17 protein-coding genes are annotated in these 17,224 nt (G+C 42.2%); all 17 read left to right on the top strand.

The features are described 5' to 3' along the window. Positions 1–61 precede the first annotated feature (61 nt). The 17 genes from IGJ14_RS11935 (at position 62) to IGJ14_RS11855 (ending at position 17,214) form a co-directional block, all read left to right on the top strand. Positions 62–1,606 carry a phage portal protein gene (locus tag IGJ14_RS11935; protein WP_430607893.1) on the top strand — a complete coding sequence of 515 codons (1,545 nt, stop codon included), beginning with the start codon at positions 62–64 and terminating at the stop codon, positions 1,604–1,606. 4 nt (positions 1,607–1,610) lie between these two features. Then, on the top strand, positions 1,611–2,759 hold the full coding sequence (locus IGJ14_RS11930; RefSeq protein ID WP_430607891.1) for a phage minor capsid protein: 1,149 nt from the start codon (positions 1,611–1,613) through the stop codon (positions 2,757–2,759). A 197-nt stretch (positions 2,760–2,956) separates the two neighbouring features. Beyond that, positions 2,957–3,547 carry a phage scaffolding protein gene (locus IGJ14_RS11925; protein ID WP_430607889.1) on the top strand — a complete coding sequence of 197 codons (591 nt, stop codon included), beginning with the start codon at positions 2,957–2,959 and terminating at the stop codon, positions 3,545–3,547. Between the two features lie 13 nt (positions 3,548–3,560). Beyond that, positions 3,561–4,448, top strand: a complete 888-nt coding sequence (locus IGJ14_RS11920) for a capsid protein (protein WP_206855069.1) — start codon at positions 3,561–3,563, stop codon at positions 4,446–4,448. After that, positions 4,445–4,609, top strand: coding sequence for a HeH/LEM domain-containing protein (locus tag IGJ14_RS11915; RefSeq protein WP_430607886.1), 165 nt, complete (start codon positions 4,445–4,447; stop codon positions 4,607–4,609). Before IGJ14_RS11920 ends, IGJ14_RS11915 begins: the two co-directional genes overlap by 4 nt. 29 nt (positions 4,610–4,638) lie before the next feature. Further along, positions 4,639–5,094 carry a hypothetical protein gene (locus tag IGJ14_RS11910; protein ID WP_206855064.1) on the top strand — a complete coding sequence of 152 codons (456 nt, stop codon included), beginning with the start codon at positions 4,639–4,641 and terminating at the stop codon, positions 5,092–5,094. Further along, entirely contained in the window at positions 5,091–5,426 is a 336-nt protein-coding gene (locus IGJ14_RS11905) for a putative minor capsid protein (protein ID WP_206855061.1), read from the top strand. The genes IGJ14_RS11910 and IGJ14_RS11905 overlap by 4 nt, the downstream gene beginning before the upstream one ends. Continuing rightward, positions 5,426–5,791, top strand: a complete 366-nt coding sequence (locus IGJ14_RS11900; RefSeq protein ID WP_206855059.1) for a minor capsid protein — start codon at positions 5,426–5,428, stop codon at positions 5,789–5,791. Before IGJ14_RS11905 ends, IGJ14_RS11900 begins: the two co-directional genes overlap by 1 nt. Further along, positions 5,791–6,189, top strand: coding sequence for a phage tail terminator protein (locus IGJ14_RS11895; protein ID WP_430607883.1), 399 nt, complete (start codon positions 5,791–5,793; stop codon positions 6,187–6,189). The genes IGJ14_RS11900 and IGJ14_RS11895 overlap by 1 nt, the downstream gene beginning before the upstream one ends. Next, positions 6,190–6,708, top strand: a complete 519-nt coding sequence (locus IGJ14_RS11890) for a phage tail tube protein (protein WP_023520360.1) — start codon at positions 6,190–6,192, stop codon at positions 6,706–6,708. It begins immediately after the preceding gene. Between the two features lie 54 nt (positions 6,709–6,762). Then, complete coding sequence (locus IGJ14_RS11885) at positions 6,763–7,143, top strand: hypothetical protein (RefSeq protein WP_242543245.1); 381 nt, start codon at positions 6,763–6,765, stop codon at positions 7,141–7,143. A 4-nt stretch (positions 7,144–7,147) separates the two neighbouring features. Further along, the gene (locus tag IGJ14_RS11880; protein ID WP_430607881.1) at positions 7,148–7,729 is read left to right on the top strand and encodes a Gp15 family bacteriophage protein; all 582 of its coding nucleotides are present in this window, start codon (positions 7,148–7,150) and stop codon (positions 7,727–7,729) included. Further along, entirely contained in the window at positions 7,716–12,632 is a 4,917-nt protein-coding gene (locus tag IGJ14_RS11875; protein WP_430607878.1) for a tape measure protein, read from the top strand. Before IGJ14_RS11880 ends, IGJ14_RS11875 begins: the two co-directional genes overlap by 14 nt. Continuing rightward, positions 12,629–13,387 (top strand): phage tail protein, encoded by a 759-nt coding sequence (locus tag IGJ14_RS11870; protein WP_430607876.1) that lies wholly within the window; start codon positions 12,629–12,631, stop codon positions 13,385–13,387. Before IGJ14_RS11875 ends, IGJ14_RS11870 begins: the two co-directional genes overlap by 4 nt. Next, complete coding sequence (locus IGJ14_RS11865; protein ID WP_430607874.1) at positions 13,384–16,569, top strand: phage tail spike protein; 3,186 nt, start codon at positions 13,384–13,386, stop codon at positions 16,567–16,569. The genes IGJ14_RS11870 and IGJ14_RS11865 overlap by 4 nt, the downstream gene beginning before the upstream one ends. Then, a complete protein-coding gene (locus IGJ14_RS11860) occupies positions 16,566–17,006 on the top strand; it encodes a DUF1617 family protein (RefSeq protein WP_325837553.1) in 441 nt (146 codons plus the stop codon). Before IGJ14_RS11865 ends, IGJ14_RS11860 begins: the two co-directional genes overlap by 4 nt. Continuing rightward, a complete protein-coding gene (locus tag IGJ14_RS11855; RefSeq protein WP_430607872.1) occupies positions 16,993–17,214 on the top strand; it encodes a hypothetical protein in 222 nt (73 codons plus the stop codon). The genes IGJ14_RS11860 and IGJ14_RS11855 overlap by 14 nt, the downstream gene beginning before the upstream one ends. The last annotated feature ends 10 nt before the right edge of the window (positions 17,215–17,224 follow it).

The following is a 17,224-nucleotide window of genomic DNA, read 5'->3' as shown; positions in this document are numbered from 1 at the left end:
GGTGGTATAAGTGAGTGTTTTCCAGTCGATTAAACGATTCTTTAGAAAGGGGGCAGCAGGTATGGGCGTAAAAAGAAGCTACCAAAGTATTTTGGATCACCCAAAGATTAAAATGGATCCTAAGGAGTATAGAAGGATTCAGGATAGTCTAGCAAGGTATAAGCAAGGGAGCGATTCAGAGCGATTTAAAAATAGTAACGGGAACTACCGAACACGAAACAAAAAACAATTGAACATGCTGAAGAAAGTATCGGCAGAATATGTCAAAGTCATGTTCAATGAACAAGTTGAAATTGTTGTCGGTGAATATAAAAAAGACAGCAATCAATTAGTTGACAAGACGAATAATGAATTTATCAAATCAATATTCAAACACAACGATTTCAAGAAAAATCTTGGGAAATATTTAGAACCTGCGATGGCTTTAGGTGGTTTGGTTGTTCGACCGTACTTTAATGATCGATCAGGACAAATTGAATTCTCCTGGGCGTTAGCTGATGCGTTCTTTCCTCTAGAAAGCAATACAAATAAAATTAGCGAATGCGCGATCCCCTTTCGAACAACAGTTGCCGAAAAGGATAAAATTCGATATTACACACTGCTAGAATTTCACGAATGGGTTTTAATCGAGGAAAAAGGAAAGCCGGATCGCTATGAGTACGCGGTTAAAAACGAACTCTATGAGAGCGAGAAAGTAAATGAATTAGGAATTCAAGTATCGCTTAACACATTGGATCAATATAAGGATTTAGATCCAGTTAATTGGGGAGAAAGCATAGAGCGACCACTATTCACGTACTTCAAACCAGCTGGATTTAATAATCTTGCGCCACAATCACCGTTGGGTTTAGGCATCTGCGACAACTGCAAAGACACGTTGGACGCCATCAATCTTGCGGAAAATGAATTTGACTTGGAGATACGCCGTGGACGTCGAAGAATAGCGGTCACTGATAGGTTTCTCAAGACCCGCTTTGATCAAGAAGATAGTGTACAATACTTTGATGAAGAAGAGGATCTCTATCAATTGCTCCCCGGTGAAGACGTCGAAAAGACGATGATCAAGGACTTGACTACGGATATTCGAACGAAACAGTACATTGAAACAATCAATCATCATTTACGGACGCTTGAGATGGAAACGGGTCTTTCGAATGGTACATTCACTTTCGATGGGGGGAGCATTCGATCTGGAAACAAAACAGCGACTGAGGTCGTTAGTGAGAACTCACAAACATATCAATCTAGAAATCTTCACATTAAAGAACTAGAGACCTTTATTAAAGATGTAATCATTTCGGTGTTTGAATTAGCAGCGACTTTAGACGATGAGAAGGGCGAACCTTTATTTTCCGGAGAGATTCCGACTCACGAGCAAATTGGTGTAAATTTTGATGATGGTGTCTTTATAAACAAAGAAGCAGAAGCCGTACATTATCGGGGGCTTTATAGTGAAGGGTTGATTCCTGGATGGATGGCTACACAAAAAATAATGGGTGTTCCAGAAGATAAGGCAAAGGAATTGTATATAGAAGCTCAGTTAGGTGTTGTCGATCGTACAACTAAGGACATGAGTGACACAGGTTTTGACGAATTCGAGGAGTGATTGAATGGCCATTACACCTAACCAGTTAGATATTGAGGCTTCTTACATTCAAGATGCTTATATGTCGATGGAAGATGAGATCATGAGGATGCTTGTCAAGCATTTGAAAATGCCAACTCGAATGCCTTTGAATGAGGACAATGCTTTTCATTGGAAAATTGAAAAGATGCATCAATTAAATTTATTGAATCAACAATCTTTGCAGCAATTGGTCAATGAAACAAGTCAGTATTCTTATGATCAGCTACGTAAAATCATCGTGGATATGGGGTTTGAAGTCATTTCAGATCTTGACAAAAACTTATCTCAACAAACTGGAAAAGAACCGCCATCACGAACTGAGATTGACAATGTGATGGAGTCGTATCTTAATCAGCAATGGCGAGATCTCGACAATCATGTCAATCAAACGCTGATCGACACCAATTACCCGAATAATCCACTGGCTAAGATGTATCAACAAGTTTTAAACGATACTGTAGCCAAAATCATTGGCGGTACTAAAACGTCACAACAGGCTCTCAGAGAATCGATCTATGCGATGGTAGAAAAAGGGGTGATGACGACCTTTGTCGACAAATCAGGACGTGAATGGAGCCTTGAGCGCTACGTTCGGATGGTTTTGAAAACCACAACGCATCGAGTCTATCAGGATCTACGACTTAAGCGAGGGCTAGAGCATGGAATTGTCACAGCGCTAATGAGTAGCCATATGGCTGCACGACCACACTGTGCCCATATCCAAGGCGGATGGGTATTGCTTGTCCGTAAAGAGGATGTGCCGGAAGGATTACGTCATATTTCATCGATCTATGATCATGGGTACGGTGAGCCTGACGGAACCCAAGGTATTAATTGTCGACATCGATTGTACATCCAAATCTATGATCCGGATCTTGATATTCACATGAAGCAGTATAATCCAAAACAAGCGATTGACAATGCGGACTTAGTTGCAAAACAGCGCCGCATGGAAGTCGCTATTCGTCGTGCTAAGCGGCAATTGAACGCAGCAACGACAATGGACAACAAAGAAGATGTTCTGCACTTCAAACAACTAGTCAGACGACGTCAAGCAGCACTGCGTACTTTTATCAATGAGCATGATCAATTGTTACGCCGGGATTATTCTAGAGAGCAAGTATATTCATAAAAGGAGGAAGCATGGTTGAAGGATTAAAGCAAATTGGTCTTGCTTTGAAGTTTGAGGATTTTGGTTTGTTTAGTCTAGCTTGCTAGGCTTTTATTTTGTCCTGAATATGACATTAAACTGTTTATCTACCGAGTGAGCGGTATAACTCACACTCTAAACTGGTACCAACCAGAATAAAAAGGAACGGAGAATGAATCATGGAATGGATCAAAGAAATTTTTTCAAAACACGTCGGAGAGGATGGGAAGTTTGATCTAGACGGAGCGACAAAAGAAATAAAATCAGAATTTCCGAAAAATGCTGTGCCTAAAGCTGATTTTAACGATAAGTCTCAAAAGCTAAAAACTGCAAACGAAGATTTAACCGCCGCAAATGCGCTTGTTGAGCAGTTGAAAGCATCAAACAGTGGAAATGAAGATCTGCAAAAACAAATTGATGACTATAAAAATCAGTTAGAAACCGTAACCGCTGAAAGACTAGCAGATCGTAAGAACGCTGCGATCGAATTAGCTTTAACACAAGCTGGAGCTAAGAACATTACAGCTGTGAAAGCTTTGTTGAAGGCAGATGAATTGGAAATGACTGACGAAGGGGTCAAGGGATTAGATGATAAAGTAGCCTCACTGAAAAAAGATGAAGGCTATTTGTTTCAATCAAGCGATCCTGCACCACAGCCAAAGAAAAAGCAGTTTGTGGCTGCTGGTAATACAGGTGGTGGTGAGCCACCTAAAGAAAAAAGCTGGAAAGATAATCTAGCAGAGAATATTGCAAGAACAAAAAATAATTAGGAGAGTGGTTTAAATGCCAGTAATTTTAGACAGTAAAGATTTAGCGAAAATCGACAAGGAATTTGCAGCTGAGTCGCAAGTATGGGAAGTATTGACCCAAGGGGCAAAAGATATCACGGAAGCTGATTTTGTGGGTACTCACGAAGTACGTGTAAATGAAATGCAAGGATTTACGGCTGCCGATTATAAGCGGAATAAAGAAAACGAACGGAACAATATCTCCGTTGAGAAATCAACTTTAAAATTGGAAAAGGAACGTTGGATGGGCTACGACATGGATCGCTTAGATCAATCGGAAAATGCAGCTTATCAAGTAGGTGCTGTCATTGAAGAGCACACTCGATTGGTTACGATTCCTGAGAAAGATCAAACCGCTGTTGCACGTTTACTTGAAGCCGGATTTGATACTTCTGATAATGTTTACAAAGGAAAAACGGTCAAAGAAACAATCACTAAATCTAATATTTTAGATAGCTTCGACGATGCTGAAGCGTACATGACTGACACAGAAGTCATTGGTCAGTTTGTGGCATTTATGTCTAGTGATGCCTACAAAGCATTGAAGAATGCAGATGGCGTTTCTAAAACTTTTACCACCAACACTGTTCAATTTAATGGTATCGATCGTCGTGTCGAGATGCTTGATGGCACGAACATCATCATCCAAAAGGTTGCTAAAAATCGGTTGCAGGTCGATGAAGACAAGCATATTAATTTCATTATGACACCTATCACCGTTGCTAAGCCAATCGAGAAGTACAATACGATTGATTTGGTCCCTGCTGACCAGGATCGTGGCGGTTACCGTGACACCATCAAAGGGTTGGATTATTACGATTGCTTGGTACTTAAGAAAGCACGTCCAGCAATCTATATCTCTTATGATGACCCAAAAGCATGACCCCGGAAGAACCGGGGAAGTCTGGGGTAGAAGGTAAATCATTTGTCATCGATGACATGAAAGTTGATGAGCTTAGAGCTGAGTTAAATCGTCTTGGCATTGAGTATCCATCAACTGCCAAGAAACCAGAATTAATTGAGCTGTTAAAAGAGAGTGAATAACCACTCTCTTTTTTCATGGAGGTGAAACCATGGAACGAATAAGACGTAAGCCGTTGAATGAAATCTTTGACGATCAGGAAAGCATCGAGCCATGTGGCTACTTGTCTCTTAAAGAGTATAAACGCTTGGTGGATAAAGAAACAGAACTGACTGAAAAAGATTTCCGAAAGTTTCTGAGAAAAGCTAGTGCATTGTTGGACATCCAAACGAGACGTTTTTATCAGAGGAATGATCTCGAGTCAGATATTCCGATGCGGCGCGATGCATTCAAGTTGGCTGTTGCTTATCAAATTGAGTACATGCATGAGGCTGAGGCCACTACAACGTTCGGCATGCAAGAGCCTGACAGCTGGTCCATTGGTCGGATGAGTGTTTCTAAAAGCAAAGGTGGTTCGTCATCGACAAACGAAGTATCCCTGCTTTCTGGGGACGCTATGCTGCAGTTATCTGGCACAGGCCTGTTATATCGTGGGGTGAGTCGATGAGAATGCCACCAAAACGTTTTTTCCCTCATGCAATGATCTATCGGAAGAAAATTGGTGTAACCCCAAGAGGTGAGCCTATTCTTGAGGATGAGCTTGTCATTGAGCATGTCCGCTTTGATGACACAGTCAAGTTTGAGCCGAGGGATGTCGATGGGAAAGTACAAACGCCCAATGCATTGATTTCTATGGTGAAGAAATACACTGGACCATTACCAGAATTTTCAGTTGCAGACCAAATTGAGATCTTTGGCAAACATTACACTATCGCAAAAGTTGTACCGCTGAATGCTGATTCACCTGATCCTTTCGGCTATGAAATTGAGGTGGTCTGATGAGTGGGATCAAGATTGACATTGATCTAGGTGGTGTCCGATCAAAGCTTAGTGAAGATAACTTGGGGCTTGGTCAGTTGAACATGGCCAACCGGATGCTACAAACCATGAACGAAAATGTGGTGCCATGGGACACGATGCATTTGCGTGACACTGGCCAAGTATCTGGTCGGGGAAGTCAGCTGATATTTGATGCGCCATATGCAGGTCCGCAGTATTATGGCGGCCGAAAGCATCCAGTAACTGGTGTATGGATCCCATTTGTCAATAAGCAGCCCGGAACCGGTCCATTTTGGGATGAAGCAGCGAAACCCTTATTCATGAGTGATTGGTTACAGGCATTTAAGATTGGAGCGAAACTATAATGGATTTTATAGATCGGCTACAGGAAGTAGCCAGTAAAATCGATGTGCCGGTGATTATCCAAGCCATCGATCAGGAGGAGTCAATTCGGTTGGTACCACTACCGGGAGGCCGAACAGTCAAATCGTACATGAATGGGGACAAGGTCAAGGAATTGCCGTTTGAATTTCGGTTCAAGACCCAAAACTTTTCTGGCGACCGTGTCATCTATCAGCTTTCTGAGATTTTAGAAAATGTGAAATCTATCCCATCTGAAGATGGTTCTTATCAATTCATGGCTTTGACAATTTCCAATGAACCCTTTTTGCTTGGTCAAGACGATAAAAAGTTCTTCTATTATCGATTAGTCGTCCAAGCAAAACTCTATTTTAAAAATAAATCACAGGAGAGTGAAGACTAAATGAAAAATGTAAACAGTGAACGTGGTCATTTTATTGCGCCATTTACGAATATCGCTACACCACCAACAGAAGCTGCGTGGGTAGAATTGGCAGATGGAATTGAAGACATTTCTGATGCGACAACGGAAACAACAGAGGAAAAAGCTTACTACAACGGCGTGAAAACAAACATGGTCAATAGTGTATCTGGAGCTTATAACGTATCTGGTGACTATGATTCTGAAGATAAAGCACAAAAAATTATTGCAGACATGAAGTATAAAACCGGCATTGGTCGTAAAGTTTGGCATCGTGTTGTCAGTGCTGACAAGACAAAACAATGGACTGGACATGCGACAGTGACGGACATTGTGGCTGGATCTGGTGCAGCGGATGCAACGGAAGATTTTTCTTGTACAATTACCTTCGATGCAACACCGACGGAAGGTGTTCCGGGATCCGGTGGTAATAACGCAGATGTGTCTTTGAATTCTGCACCAACAAACACTAAAGCAAACAAGAAAGAAGAGACTAAGTAAGAGGAGCGATTATCGCTTCTCTTTTTTACATACCAACGAATGGAGGAAACAAACATGGTAAAAATCCAAGTGAAAAAAACACAACTACCAATTGAGATTGGCGAACACACATTTTATATTGATACATCCGAAAAAGGAGCAGAAGCCTTTTGGAAATTAGTTTCAAATTATGCGACAAAGTCTGCAAAGATCACTGAAAAACTGGAAAAAGAGATGATCAAACCGGAAACAGCTGACAGGAAGGCGCATGAAGAATTAGAAAAAGTGATGGATCAGCTTTTAGGAGATGGCGCATTTAACAAGTTGTTTAAGCTTTCGCCTGACTACACATTGATCTCTGAGTACTACATGGAGATTTGTTCCGCAGTAGGAGAAGAGCTTGGCGGACGAAAAAAACAATTCTTCGATAAAATGCAGCGTTACTTAGAAGGATAGAGCAATGAAACTACAGTATCGATTAGAAGACACGGTGGAAATCGAAGGCGTTAGTTATCCGATCGATCTTTCTTTCGATACGGTGCTACGTCTTTTTGACTTGTTAAAGGATCCGATTTTGACGGAACCAGAAAAAATTGTTCTGGGTTTACAGCTTTTATTAGGTGTTTCGTTTTTGTATGACATTGAAACACAAAATACGATTTTTTTATCAATCTTGGAAACTTTTGATATTTGGGAAAAACCAAAGCCACGTTATGACAAGAAGGGCAACCAATTAAAACCAAAAATGAAAGAGATTGCGGACCAGCATTTTTCTTTTGATTATGATGCGCCAAATATTTACGCAGCATTTTATCAATCATACGGTATCGATCTATTTGAGGAACGAGGGAAGATGCGATGGGAGAAGTTTATTTCCTTGTTTGGAGGATTACCAGATGAAACTAGGTTTAGACAGATCGTGTCGATAAGGACGAGGAAAATGCCAACAGGAAAAGGAAATAAAGAAGCAAAAGATGAACTAAGAAAATTGAAGAAACTCTATGCACTACCGAAAGAAGGTGAAGAAGATGAGTCGAAGTGATGGTAAGGTAACGATCGACATAATCGTCAACGGCAAACAGGTCACGAAAGAAATTGACACGGTCGAACAAGGCTTTTCCAGACTGGGTAAAAATGCCGATGATGTCATGAAAAAAGTCGGGTCTGACATGGGTGCGAATACTGAATCAGGAGCAAAATCGGCAAATCAAGCAGTAGATTCTGTCGAAAAGACCGTATCAGGTTTAGGAAAGACGACCGAATCTGCAACAGCTAAAGCTGGTAAGTCAATCGGTGATAACTTTGATACAGGTGCCAAGGATGCCAATCAAGCGACTGATAGCGTGGCTAAAGGAGTGGCAGACCTAACCGCCACGACGAGCACTGAACTAGCTAAGTCAGGACGTATCATGGGTGAATCCTTTGATTCTGGCGCCAAAAATGCCAATCAGGCCAATGAAAGTGTCGTTAAATCAGTCACAAGCTTGGTTTCTTCTGTGGAATCTTCTGCACCAACAATGGGGCGTAGTATTAGTGAAACTTTTCTAAGTGCTGCTAAGGATTCTGAAACTTCTACAGATTCTATTACGAAATCTGTGAATCAAATGGTACCGCAAGTCGATTTATCAGCCACAAAAGCCGGGAAAAGCATTGCTGAAAATTTTGATTCCGGAGCGAAATCATCAATTGCAGCTCTTGATAGCGTTGGTAAATCAGGAAGTTCGTTACTAAATAGTGTGGAGAGTTTTTCTAATAAATCAGGTCGAGCAATTGCTGAATCGTTTGAATCTGGTGCTAAACAAGCCAATAATGCCACGGAAAGTATTGGGAAAACAGCTTCGAAAATGGTACCGCCTGTGGAACTGTCTGCTACCAAAGCCGGGAAAAGCATTTCAGAAAGTATTGAAGCCGGAGCCAAACATGGATCAAGTGCATTAGGATCTGCCGTTGATGCTATGAAGGGGCATTTATTGGCCCTACAAGAGTACGCAGATACCACTGGGAGTAAGTTAGGTGATTCTTTTGAGAAGCCTAATCCTGGTGCCAATCTGTTAACTGGTAGTGTTGGGAAATTAAGCGCAGCGATGTTGATCACAAAAGGAGCAACTACAGCACTAACGATGGCTAAAGGTTCATTAGATGGTGCATTTGGTCGTATTGATACTTTGAATAACTTTGAAAATACGATGACTCGATTAACTGGTAGCTCAGAAGAAGCCGCTGCAGGGATGGAAGGCGTTCGAGATGTCGTTGTTGGTACAAACTACATGCTTGATAGTGCGGCACAGACCGTTCAACGTTTAGTTATGCAAAATGGTTCATTAGAACAATCGACGAAAAGTTATCAAATCTGGGGTGATGCAGTTGCCATGTATGGTGATGGCGCTGCAGAAACAATGGATAATGTGATGGATGCCATGATCCAGATGCGAGCCACCGGTACCGTAAACATGGCTCAAATGGATCGGATGGTCCGTCGTGGTGTTGATCCTTGGAAAATCTATGAAGATGCAACTGGCATGAGTATGCAGAGTATTCGTGATGCGTTGCGTGATGGCGAAATTAGTGCCAATGAGTTTTTTGATACGGTTGAACAGGCGATGCGTGATGGTGGGAATGAATTCACCTCGGTTTCTGGGATGGCTCAACAAGCTGGGGATACTTGGGCAGGGTCGTTTGCCAATATGGCTACTGCAACAAGTCGAGGAACAGCAAACATTATCGCATCTATGGACGAAGCATTTGGCAAAACTCGCTTTGGCTCAATGAAAGAAAATATTCAAGGGTTTGGTAAAACTTTTGAAGGGGCGTTGAATAGTATCGCTGGTGTCATCCCTCCGGTTGTTTCGGCTATTGATATGATGGCTGGTGGGGTTATTGCTGTGAAAGACGCAGCTGTGACGGCAGCACCTGTAATTATCGGATTAGGAACTGCATTTGGTGGACTACTTATTGTACAGAAAGCAGCAGTTGCTACAGCATCTTATGTTCAGATGTTGAAATACCTGACCGGTGCAACTTCTGGTGCGACGATGGCTAAAAAAGTTGATGCAGTTGCTACAAAACTGGGAATCAGTCTCAACTTACAGAACGCCACCACCACTAAAGCGGTTGTCGCAGCAAACATTTCCAATGCAGCTTCACTAAAAGGGGCAGCAGCTGCCCAAAAAACCTATGCGATTGCTGTTGGTGCTTCTGCAGTAGCGAAGAAAGCATTAGCGGCTGCTAGTATTCTGTTAAATCCTGTGGTCGCAGGCACTGCGGTTGCACTTGGTTTAGCTGGAGTTGCGGCCGCCAAAATGGGCATAGATTTCTTTGCAGCTCGTAAAAAAGCCAAAGAATTAGCTAGTGAATTAGATGGATTAAAAGGCGATCTAGATAATGTCGGAAAGTCAACCCAGTCCAGTGCAAAAGAATTTGAATCACAAGCTAAAGTGATCGAGTCGAATACAGAAAGAAACAAGGATCTAGCAGCTGAATTACAAAGGCTTTCAGCAATTGAAGATAAATCGGCTGCGGATAAAAAATTGATGGCTGATACAGTTGATGAACTGAATAATTCAGTGACTGGTCTAAATCTCTCTTACGACGAAGAAACAGGCCTGCTTAATGCAACCACAGAAGAAATAAACAAACGAATTGAAGCTTCTAAAGGAATGGAAGAAGTCAATCGGCTAACCGAACGACAAAAGACGTTGAATCAAGAAGCTGCAGACATTGAATCCTCATTAACTGAAGTAGCCAAAGAACGTATGAGATTGGAGCAAGAAGCCTCAGAATCTGGCGTGGATGGAAAGAAAAAAGTCAAAGAATCGCTGGAAGGACTGTCTCAGAAGGAAGATGAACTTCAAAGTTTACTTGTTGAAAATCAATCTGAACGAAATCAATTGTACACGGAGGAGCAAGAGAAAAGACGAGCAGTCGCAGAGACAGTCTCAGAAGCTAATTCTCAGATGATTACTTCATGGAATGTTCTATCTGATGCACAACAAGCTGCCTTGGAATCTATGAATAGCATGTACAAAAAGCTGGTAGAAGAATCAGGGAATGCTTTTAAGCAGATTGAACAACAAGAAGCGATAAGCTTGGATCAAATGAAGGAAAATCTACAAAAAAATGCTGAAGCTATGAGAACGTGGTCGACCAATGTTGCCATTTTGGCGAAAGCCGGTGTAGATGATGGCATTATTATGCAACTTGAAAAATTAGGTCCAGCAGGTGCATTACAAACGCAACAGATGGTAGATGAGATGGGGTTAAATCTTAGTTCATTAGCGGAGTTAGGTGGAGAACATACAAAAACCCTGCTGGAACAAATGGGGCTTCATATGGAGGACCTACCAAAAATGTCAGCTGAACAATCGGCGTGGTTTGTTGAAAATTTAGATCTTGAATTAGGAAAATTACCAGAAACAGCACAACAGCACATTAGTGATTTAAATGGGACTGCGGATGCAACGATGAAGCAAGCGATGGCGAGTATGGGGAATATCGTTGGTGAAGAAACGGAAACTGTTGCTGAAAAATTTGGATTAATTCCAGAAAAAAGTGAGGCATCTTTACGGAGAGGAACAGAGGGGCGAGACTTTGCACAGTGGGGACGTCAACCTGTCGAAGAAATTGGGGATGGGATGGTAGAAGCAACCCCCAAAGTAGAGGAAGCAGCAAAGGAAGTTGCTCAAACGCCAGAGAGAGTGATGGGCCCTCAATTAGAACAAACTGACTATACCTCAATGGGTGCAGCACCACCAACAAAATTGGGGCAAGGAATTTTAGATAATATTACTTCGGTGGAAGAAGCTTCTAAAGAAGTAGCTAATGTTCCGGAACAAACGATTAGAGAAACCGTGGGGATCGATAAATATATTTCTCTGGGGCATCCTGTTGGTGAAGGAACAAGTCAAGGTGTACGTGAAGGAAAATCACAAGTAGAATCTGCAGCAAAAGAGATTGCGATGGTTCCAGAAAATATTTTAAACAACGAAATGACTGCTAGTAATTACAATAAAAATGGTCAAGATGTTGGTGCCGGATCTGCTAAAGGAATAAAGGATAGTCAAGGAGCTGTCCAAAAAGCAGCAAAAGAAATTGCACTAGTACCAGGAAATGAAATTTCCACACACATGAATCAACAAGAATACCAAAAGCATGGAGAAAAGGTAGGTAAAGGCACAAGCCAAGGTATCGCTGACACCGCCCTTCAGGCAGTTTCTGAAATCAATAAAATGACGGAAGAGATGGTCAGAGCGTCCAATGAGGGATCTAAAAAAATGCAGGAAGTTTTTGAAAAACTGACTAAGGAAATAGATAAAACGTTACAAAGTCTTCCTAAGATTGCCACAGCAGCCATGCGTGAATCAAATCAGGCCTATCGTGAGGGGATGCGGGGTGCAACTGACATTATCCGTGAGGGTGCACAACAAATGCCTAATCAAATGAATCATCTACCTGATCAGTTTTATCGCATTGGCCAAAACTCTATGATTGGCTTAAATAATGGTTTGATTGCCGGGCAAGCCCAAGTTCTTAGCACTGCAGCTTCCATCGCTAATCAAGTGGCACAAACGATGCAACGAGCCTTAGATATCAATTCACCATCCAAAGTGATGGAGATGGATGTGGGACGTTGGATTCCTGCTGGTATTGGCGAAGGGATTGAGCGATTCAAGCATTTAGCGTTAGATGCCATTGAGGATTTAGGTGCCCAGCTTGTCTTGCCGAATATCCAAGCCGAGTCGATTGCGATTGCAGGAAACGCTGGGTTTAGCGTATCGTTGCCAGCAGGTAGGAGTGAATCAATTACCACCAATCAAACCATTCATAATACGCCACATATCGATATTCATTTTGATGAGATCACAATCAATGACAAATTAGATATTGCTGAATTGTCGGAATTACTCGCAGAACACACGGCAGATGAAATGAGGAGGAGATTAGAGTGAAAGCTGTACAACCCTATTTTGAATTTAATGGCCATAAGTCGATCGACAAGAATCTCTACCTCCTTAATGAGATGGAGTTGACGATTCCTGAATCAGATTTGCGATTTGATGAGGTCGATGGTCGACAAGGGGCAATCATTTACGACAATGAACGAGAAAAAGATATCATCAAAACATTTCCGATGGAATTAAGGAAAGAAGCAGACAAGTCGCTTTTTCAGCAAGTCAGAGAAATTACGCACTGGCTGAAGGAACCAAAGCGATACAGTCGGCTTCTTTTTTCTGAGGATTCGGAATACTTCTACGAAGGCATCTTTCATTCGCAAGTTCGAATTCTCGATCGCTGGCGTGATCATTTTGACTTAGCGTTGCCTTTTCAGTGCAAGCCAGTAATGTATCGGTTGGATGGTCAAACAGCTGTTTCCCTTTTATCCGGACGTACACTAGACAATCCTGAATCGATTCCATCACTGCCGATAATCCAATTTCGATACAGTGGGACGGCAGATGCGTCCCTGACCATTAATGGTCGGCAGTTTCGAATTCTGAGAGCTGCCGGTGCTGGCATGATTACGATCGATAGTGAGTTAGGGACAGCGTATCGTGATGGCACAGTCAATATATCAAGTGCGATCTTGATGCAAAACGATGGGTACCATGTTCCGCAGCTGCGACCAGGAACTAATACCATTTCATTCACTACACAAATCACACAGGTAACAATTACACCAAGATGGAGGTCGATTGCGATATGAGTGTGCCAATTCTTTACAATGAATCGAATAACGATTACAGCACGCTCGGTCTAGGGTTATTGAATGAAGCAAGCAGCGTATTGGCTGTAAGACATAGAAATCAATTTCCATATCTAACCTTTAATTATCCAATCAACGGACAGTTATTTTCTCAGTTGAAAAAAGGGAAGAAAGTAGTAGTTGATGTTGGTCCGGGTACTCGATCGAAGCGACAACGATTTGAAATCACTAAGATTACTAAACCTCAACACGGCATTATTTCTATTAAATGTGATCATATTTCACTTTTAACCGAAAAAACAGCACTAAACAAAGGACAGAAGCACACCGCTATTTCGGCGCAAGAAGCGTTGAATCAGTGGCGCGCTCTTTTAGTTCCTCAGCGTGATTTTACCGTGTTTACCGATCTGACGACCGTTACTGCCATGGACTTTTCCGAAGTTGGCCACTTTGAAAGTGCTGCGGAAGCATTAGGTGGGAAGGAAGGTTCGATACTTCAAAATTACAATGGTGAATATATTTTTGATAATAACGAGATCCGCTTGATGCGAAACGGTGGAAGAGATACTGGTGTCGTCATTGCTTATGGCAAGAACTTAGTGGATCTCGTGCAAGAAGAATCAATCGAAAGTACCTACACATCAATACGACCTTATGCTCGAGCAAATGAAGAAGGTGCCAGTGAGTTAGTTCTTCCGGAAGTCATTCTAGATAGTTCTCATGTCGACAAGTTTCCGGAACGTCGGGTACAGACAGTGGATCTCAGTAGCCGCAACCCTCAAACGGTCGCAGAGTTACGCCAGTTCGCTCAGTACTATATTTCTAGCAATCAGGTCGGGTTGCCTCGTGTAAATCTGAAAGTGAAGTTTGCGGATCTGTACAGTGCGACTGGTGAGGAACAACATCGGCTGCTCGAGCAATTGGAGCTGTATGACACCGTCACCGTGGCTTTTAACAAGCTAGGTGTCAACGTCAATGCGAAGATCAATCAGACGGTTTGGAACGTGCTGTTAGATAAATACGAATCGATTGAGATTGGCGATTCAAGAGCGACATTGGGGTCCAACCAAAAAGAACAGGATCGCGATCGTGAGGAACAGATCAATCGACCGCCCATTATTGGCCCTGGAAACATAGCCAACGTTAGACCTGGCACAATTACAAATCTTGTTGCTTATGGTGGTTTTAGCCAAGTTCTTCTGCATTGGGATATGCAGGGACTGACCGTTCGAGAATATGAAATTTACGGCTCTCAAGAAAAAGGCTTTGTTCCGGGACCAAGTAACTTGCTAGGTACGACAAACGTCAATGCCTATACTCACGGTACAGAAACCAAATTGCAATGGTACTACCGTGTTCGGGCAGTTAATCACCACGGTGTCGCTGGTCCATTTAGCTACGAGGTGTTTGGCCAAACGGCAAATACGAAAGACCTCGATGAACTGGAAGGGATCTTGGATGATCTGAATGATCGGATTCTTCCGGAACTGGATGAACGTCTGACAGCGAACGATCAACTTCTTTATGATTTGAAGCAGAACATTTTGCCGGATCTTGAAGGCCGGTTAAAAGAGCTTGAAGTTGAAATGGACATACTCACCACCGTTAAGTTGCCGGGACTTGAGCAGAAATTGATCGATAACGAGCTTGCGTTGAATGAATTGAATACTGTCTCGCTACCTTTATTGGATGAGCGTTTGAAGTCAGCCGAACAAAATTTCCTAGATGCACAAAAACGAATCGATGATGCAATGGCGGACATTCGAGAGGTTGAGGATCTGCTTTCTGATTGGCAGTGGCAAGACACGGTTGAAATTGACGGCGGGAAAATTCGAGCTGACACCATTTTGGCAAGATCAATCCAAGCCGGAAGCATTACAACAACGCAGATTCAAGCTGGAAGCATTGTTGGGAATGATTTGGCTATTAACACCATTACAGCTAGAGAAATCAATGCGCAAACCATTACGGCTAATGAAATAGCCACAAATGCAATTATCACACGGCATATATCAACCAATGCTGTAACCGCGAATGAGATAGCCGCCAATACTATAGCTGCAGATAATATTTCCACTAATGCAATTATCGCTCGACATATTTCAACTAGCGCAATCACGGCAGAAAAGATCAATACGAACGCTGTAACGGCCATAAAAATTAACGCAGGTGCTGTCACTGCTGAGAAAATTGCGACGAGTGCTGTGACTACAGTCAAGTTGAACGCCGAGGCTGTAACGGCAGCAAAAATAGCTGCCAATACAATCACAGCAGCGCAGATTGCTACGAACACGATCACGGCGAATCAGATTGCGACAGAAACGATCACAGCGAATCGAATTGCAACAAACGGTATCATTGCGCGCAATATTACGGCAGGATCGGTCGTCGCAGACAAATTGGCAACTGGATCAGTGACAGCAGTCAAAATAGCTGCTGGAGCCGTCACCGCTGATAAGATCGTCGCGCGAGCTGTGACTGCGGATAAATTAGCGACAAATGCCATTCAAGTTGGCTTTAACAACATGGGGAATAGCTTGAGGTTGACGCCTACGACGTTGGCATTTTGGCAAAGCACCTCCGTGCGGTTTATGGAAATGACTGGTCTTCGACTTGAATTTTTCACTGGTCAAAGCACACGTATTGGTGGTTTTGAGCGAAGCAGTATGAGTGGGCGAACTTGCGTCGCGTACTTTGCAAGAAACTCTTATAGCTTAGTGTTGGGACGAATAGTCAACTCCGCAGGAACGAGTGAACAAAGAATACCTGTGATGGAAATTCAAGGAAATAACGCTGCAATCCAGATGCACGCCAACATCAACATGAATAGATGGAGCATAACCAATCAATCCGATATCCGCTTGAAAGAGAATATCCAAGAAACTTCTGTTTCAGGCATAAAAGAAACAAAGCGAATTCGCATGGTTGATTTTGATTGGAAACAAGACTATCGTCCAATTGACAAAGACACTCCGCCACCAACTACTCGTCAGTTTGGAATGATTGCCCAAGAGGTACCTTTCTTACAAGCAAACATTGATGGGGATAATCATTATTTGTCGATTGATATGAATAAACAAGTCAATCTAAATACGAAAACCAATCAAGAGTTGATCGCGATCGTTGAAAGCCAAGAACAGCGTATTCAAAAATTAGAACGAGAAATGGAGAAAATCGCATGAAGATTACACTAAAGAATTATGAATTAAGTACTGCGTTAGCTTTTGTTGCAAAAATGGACTTAAAGGCAGCAAGTGCTAGTCGACACCGATCGAAATTCAAAAAGGAGCTTTTAAAAGCAATTGAGGGACTGCAAGAGTCAGAAATGGAACTGTATGATCAGTATGGTGAAAAAGATGCAGATGGGAAGCTGGTCATCAACGAATCCCAAACAGGATATGAAGTAAAAGATTCCGAAAAGAATCAGTTTGCACAAGAACTACATGCCTTGTTAGATGAAGAAATCGTGCTCGAAAGTGGCTTATATGCCAAGAATTTTTCTTTGTTTGGGAAGGTGCTTGCTGATTACAACGGTATGATTTCAGGGAAAGAAGCAGACATTTACGATCGCTTGATGGACGAATTTGAAAAGGAGGAAAACCAAGATGTTAAAGACTAACAAAAGCACTAGTGTGAATAGACAGGTCATGATTGACGAAACGATGGTTGTTTATCTATCGGCTTCGATCGATGAAGATAAAGGGGTGTCAACGTCACCATCAATCAGTATCCAAGAGCCCGATTTATACCAAAAAAACAAAAAGACTTGCCGTGAAGGAATTCAAGAATTTTTGAAAGAACTGTGGGCGTTAGAAGATAAAGCTTGAAGGAGGACGG

Source organism: Enterococcus sp. DIV1304_2 (assembly GCF_050555445.1).
GTDB classification, from domain to species: Bacteria; Bacillota; Bacilli; order Lactobacillales; family Enterococcaceae; genus Enterococcus_B; species Enterococcus_B pernyi.
This window is presented reverse-complemented; position numbering and strand designations above follow the sequence as displayed.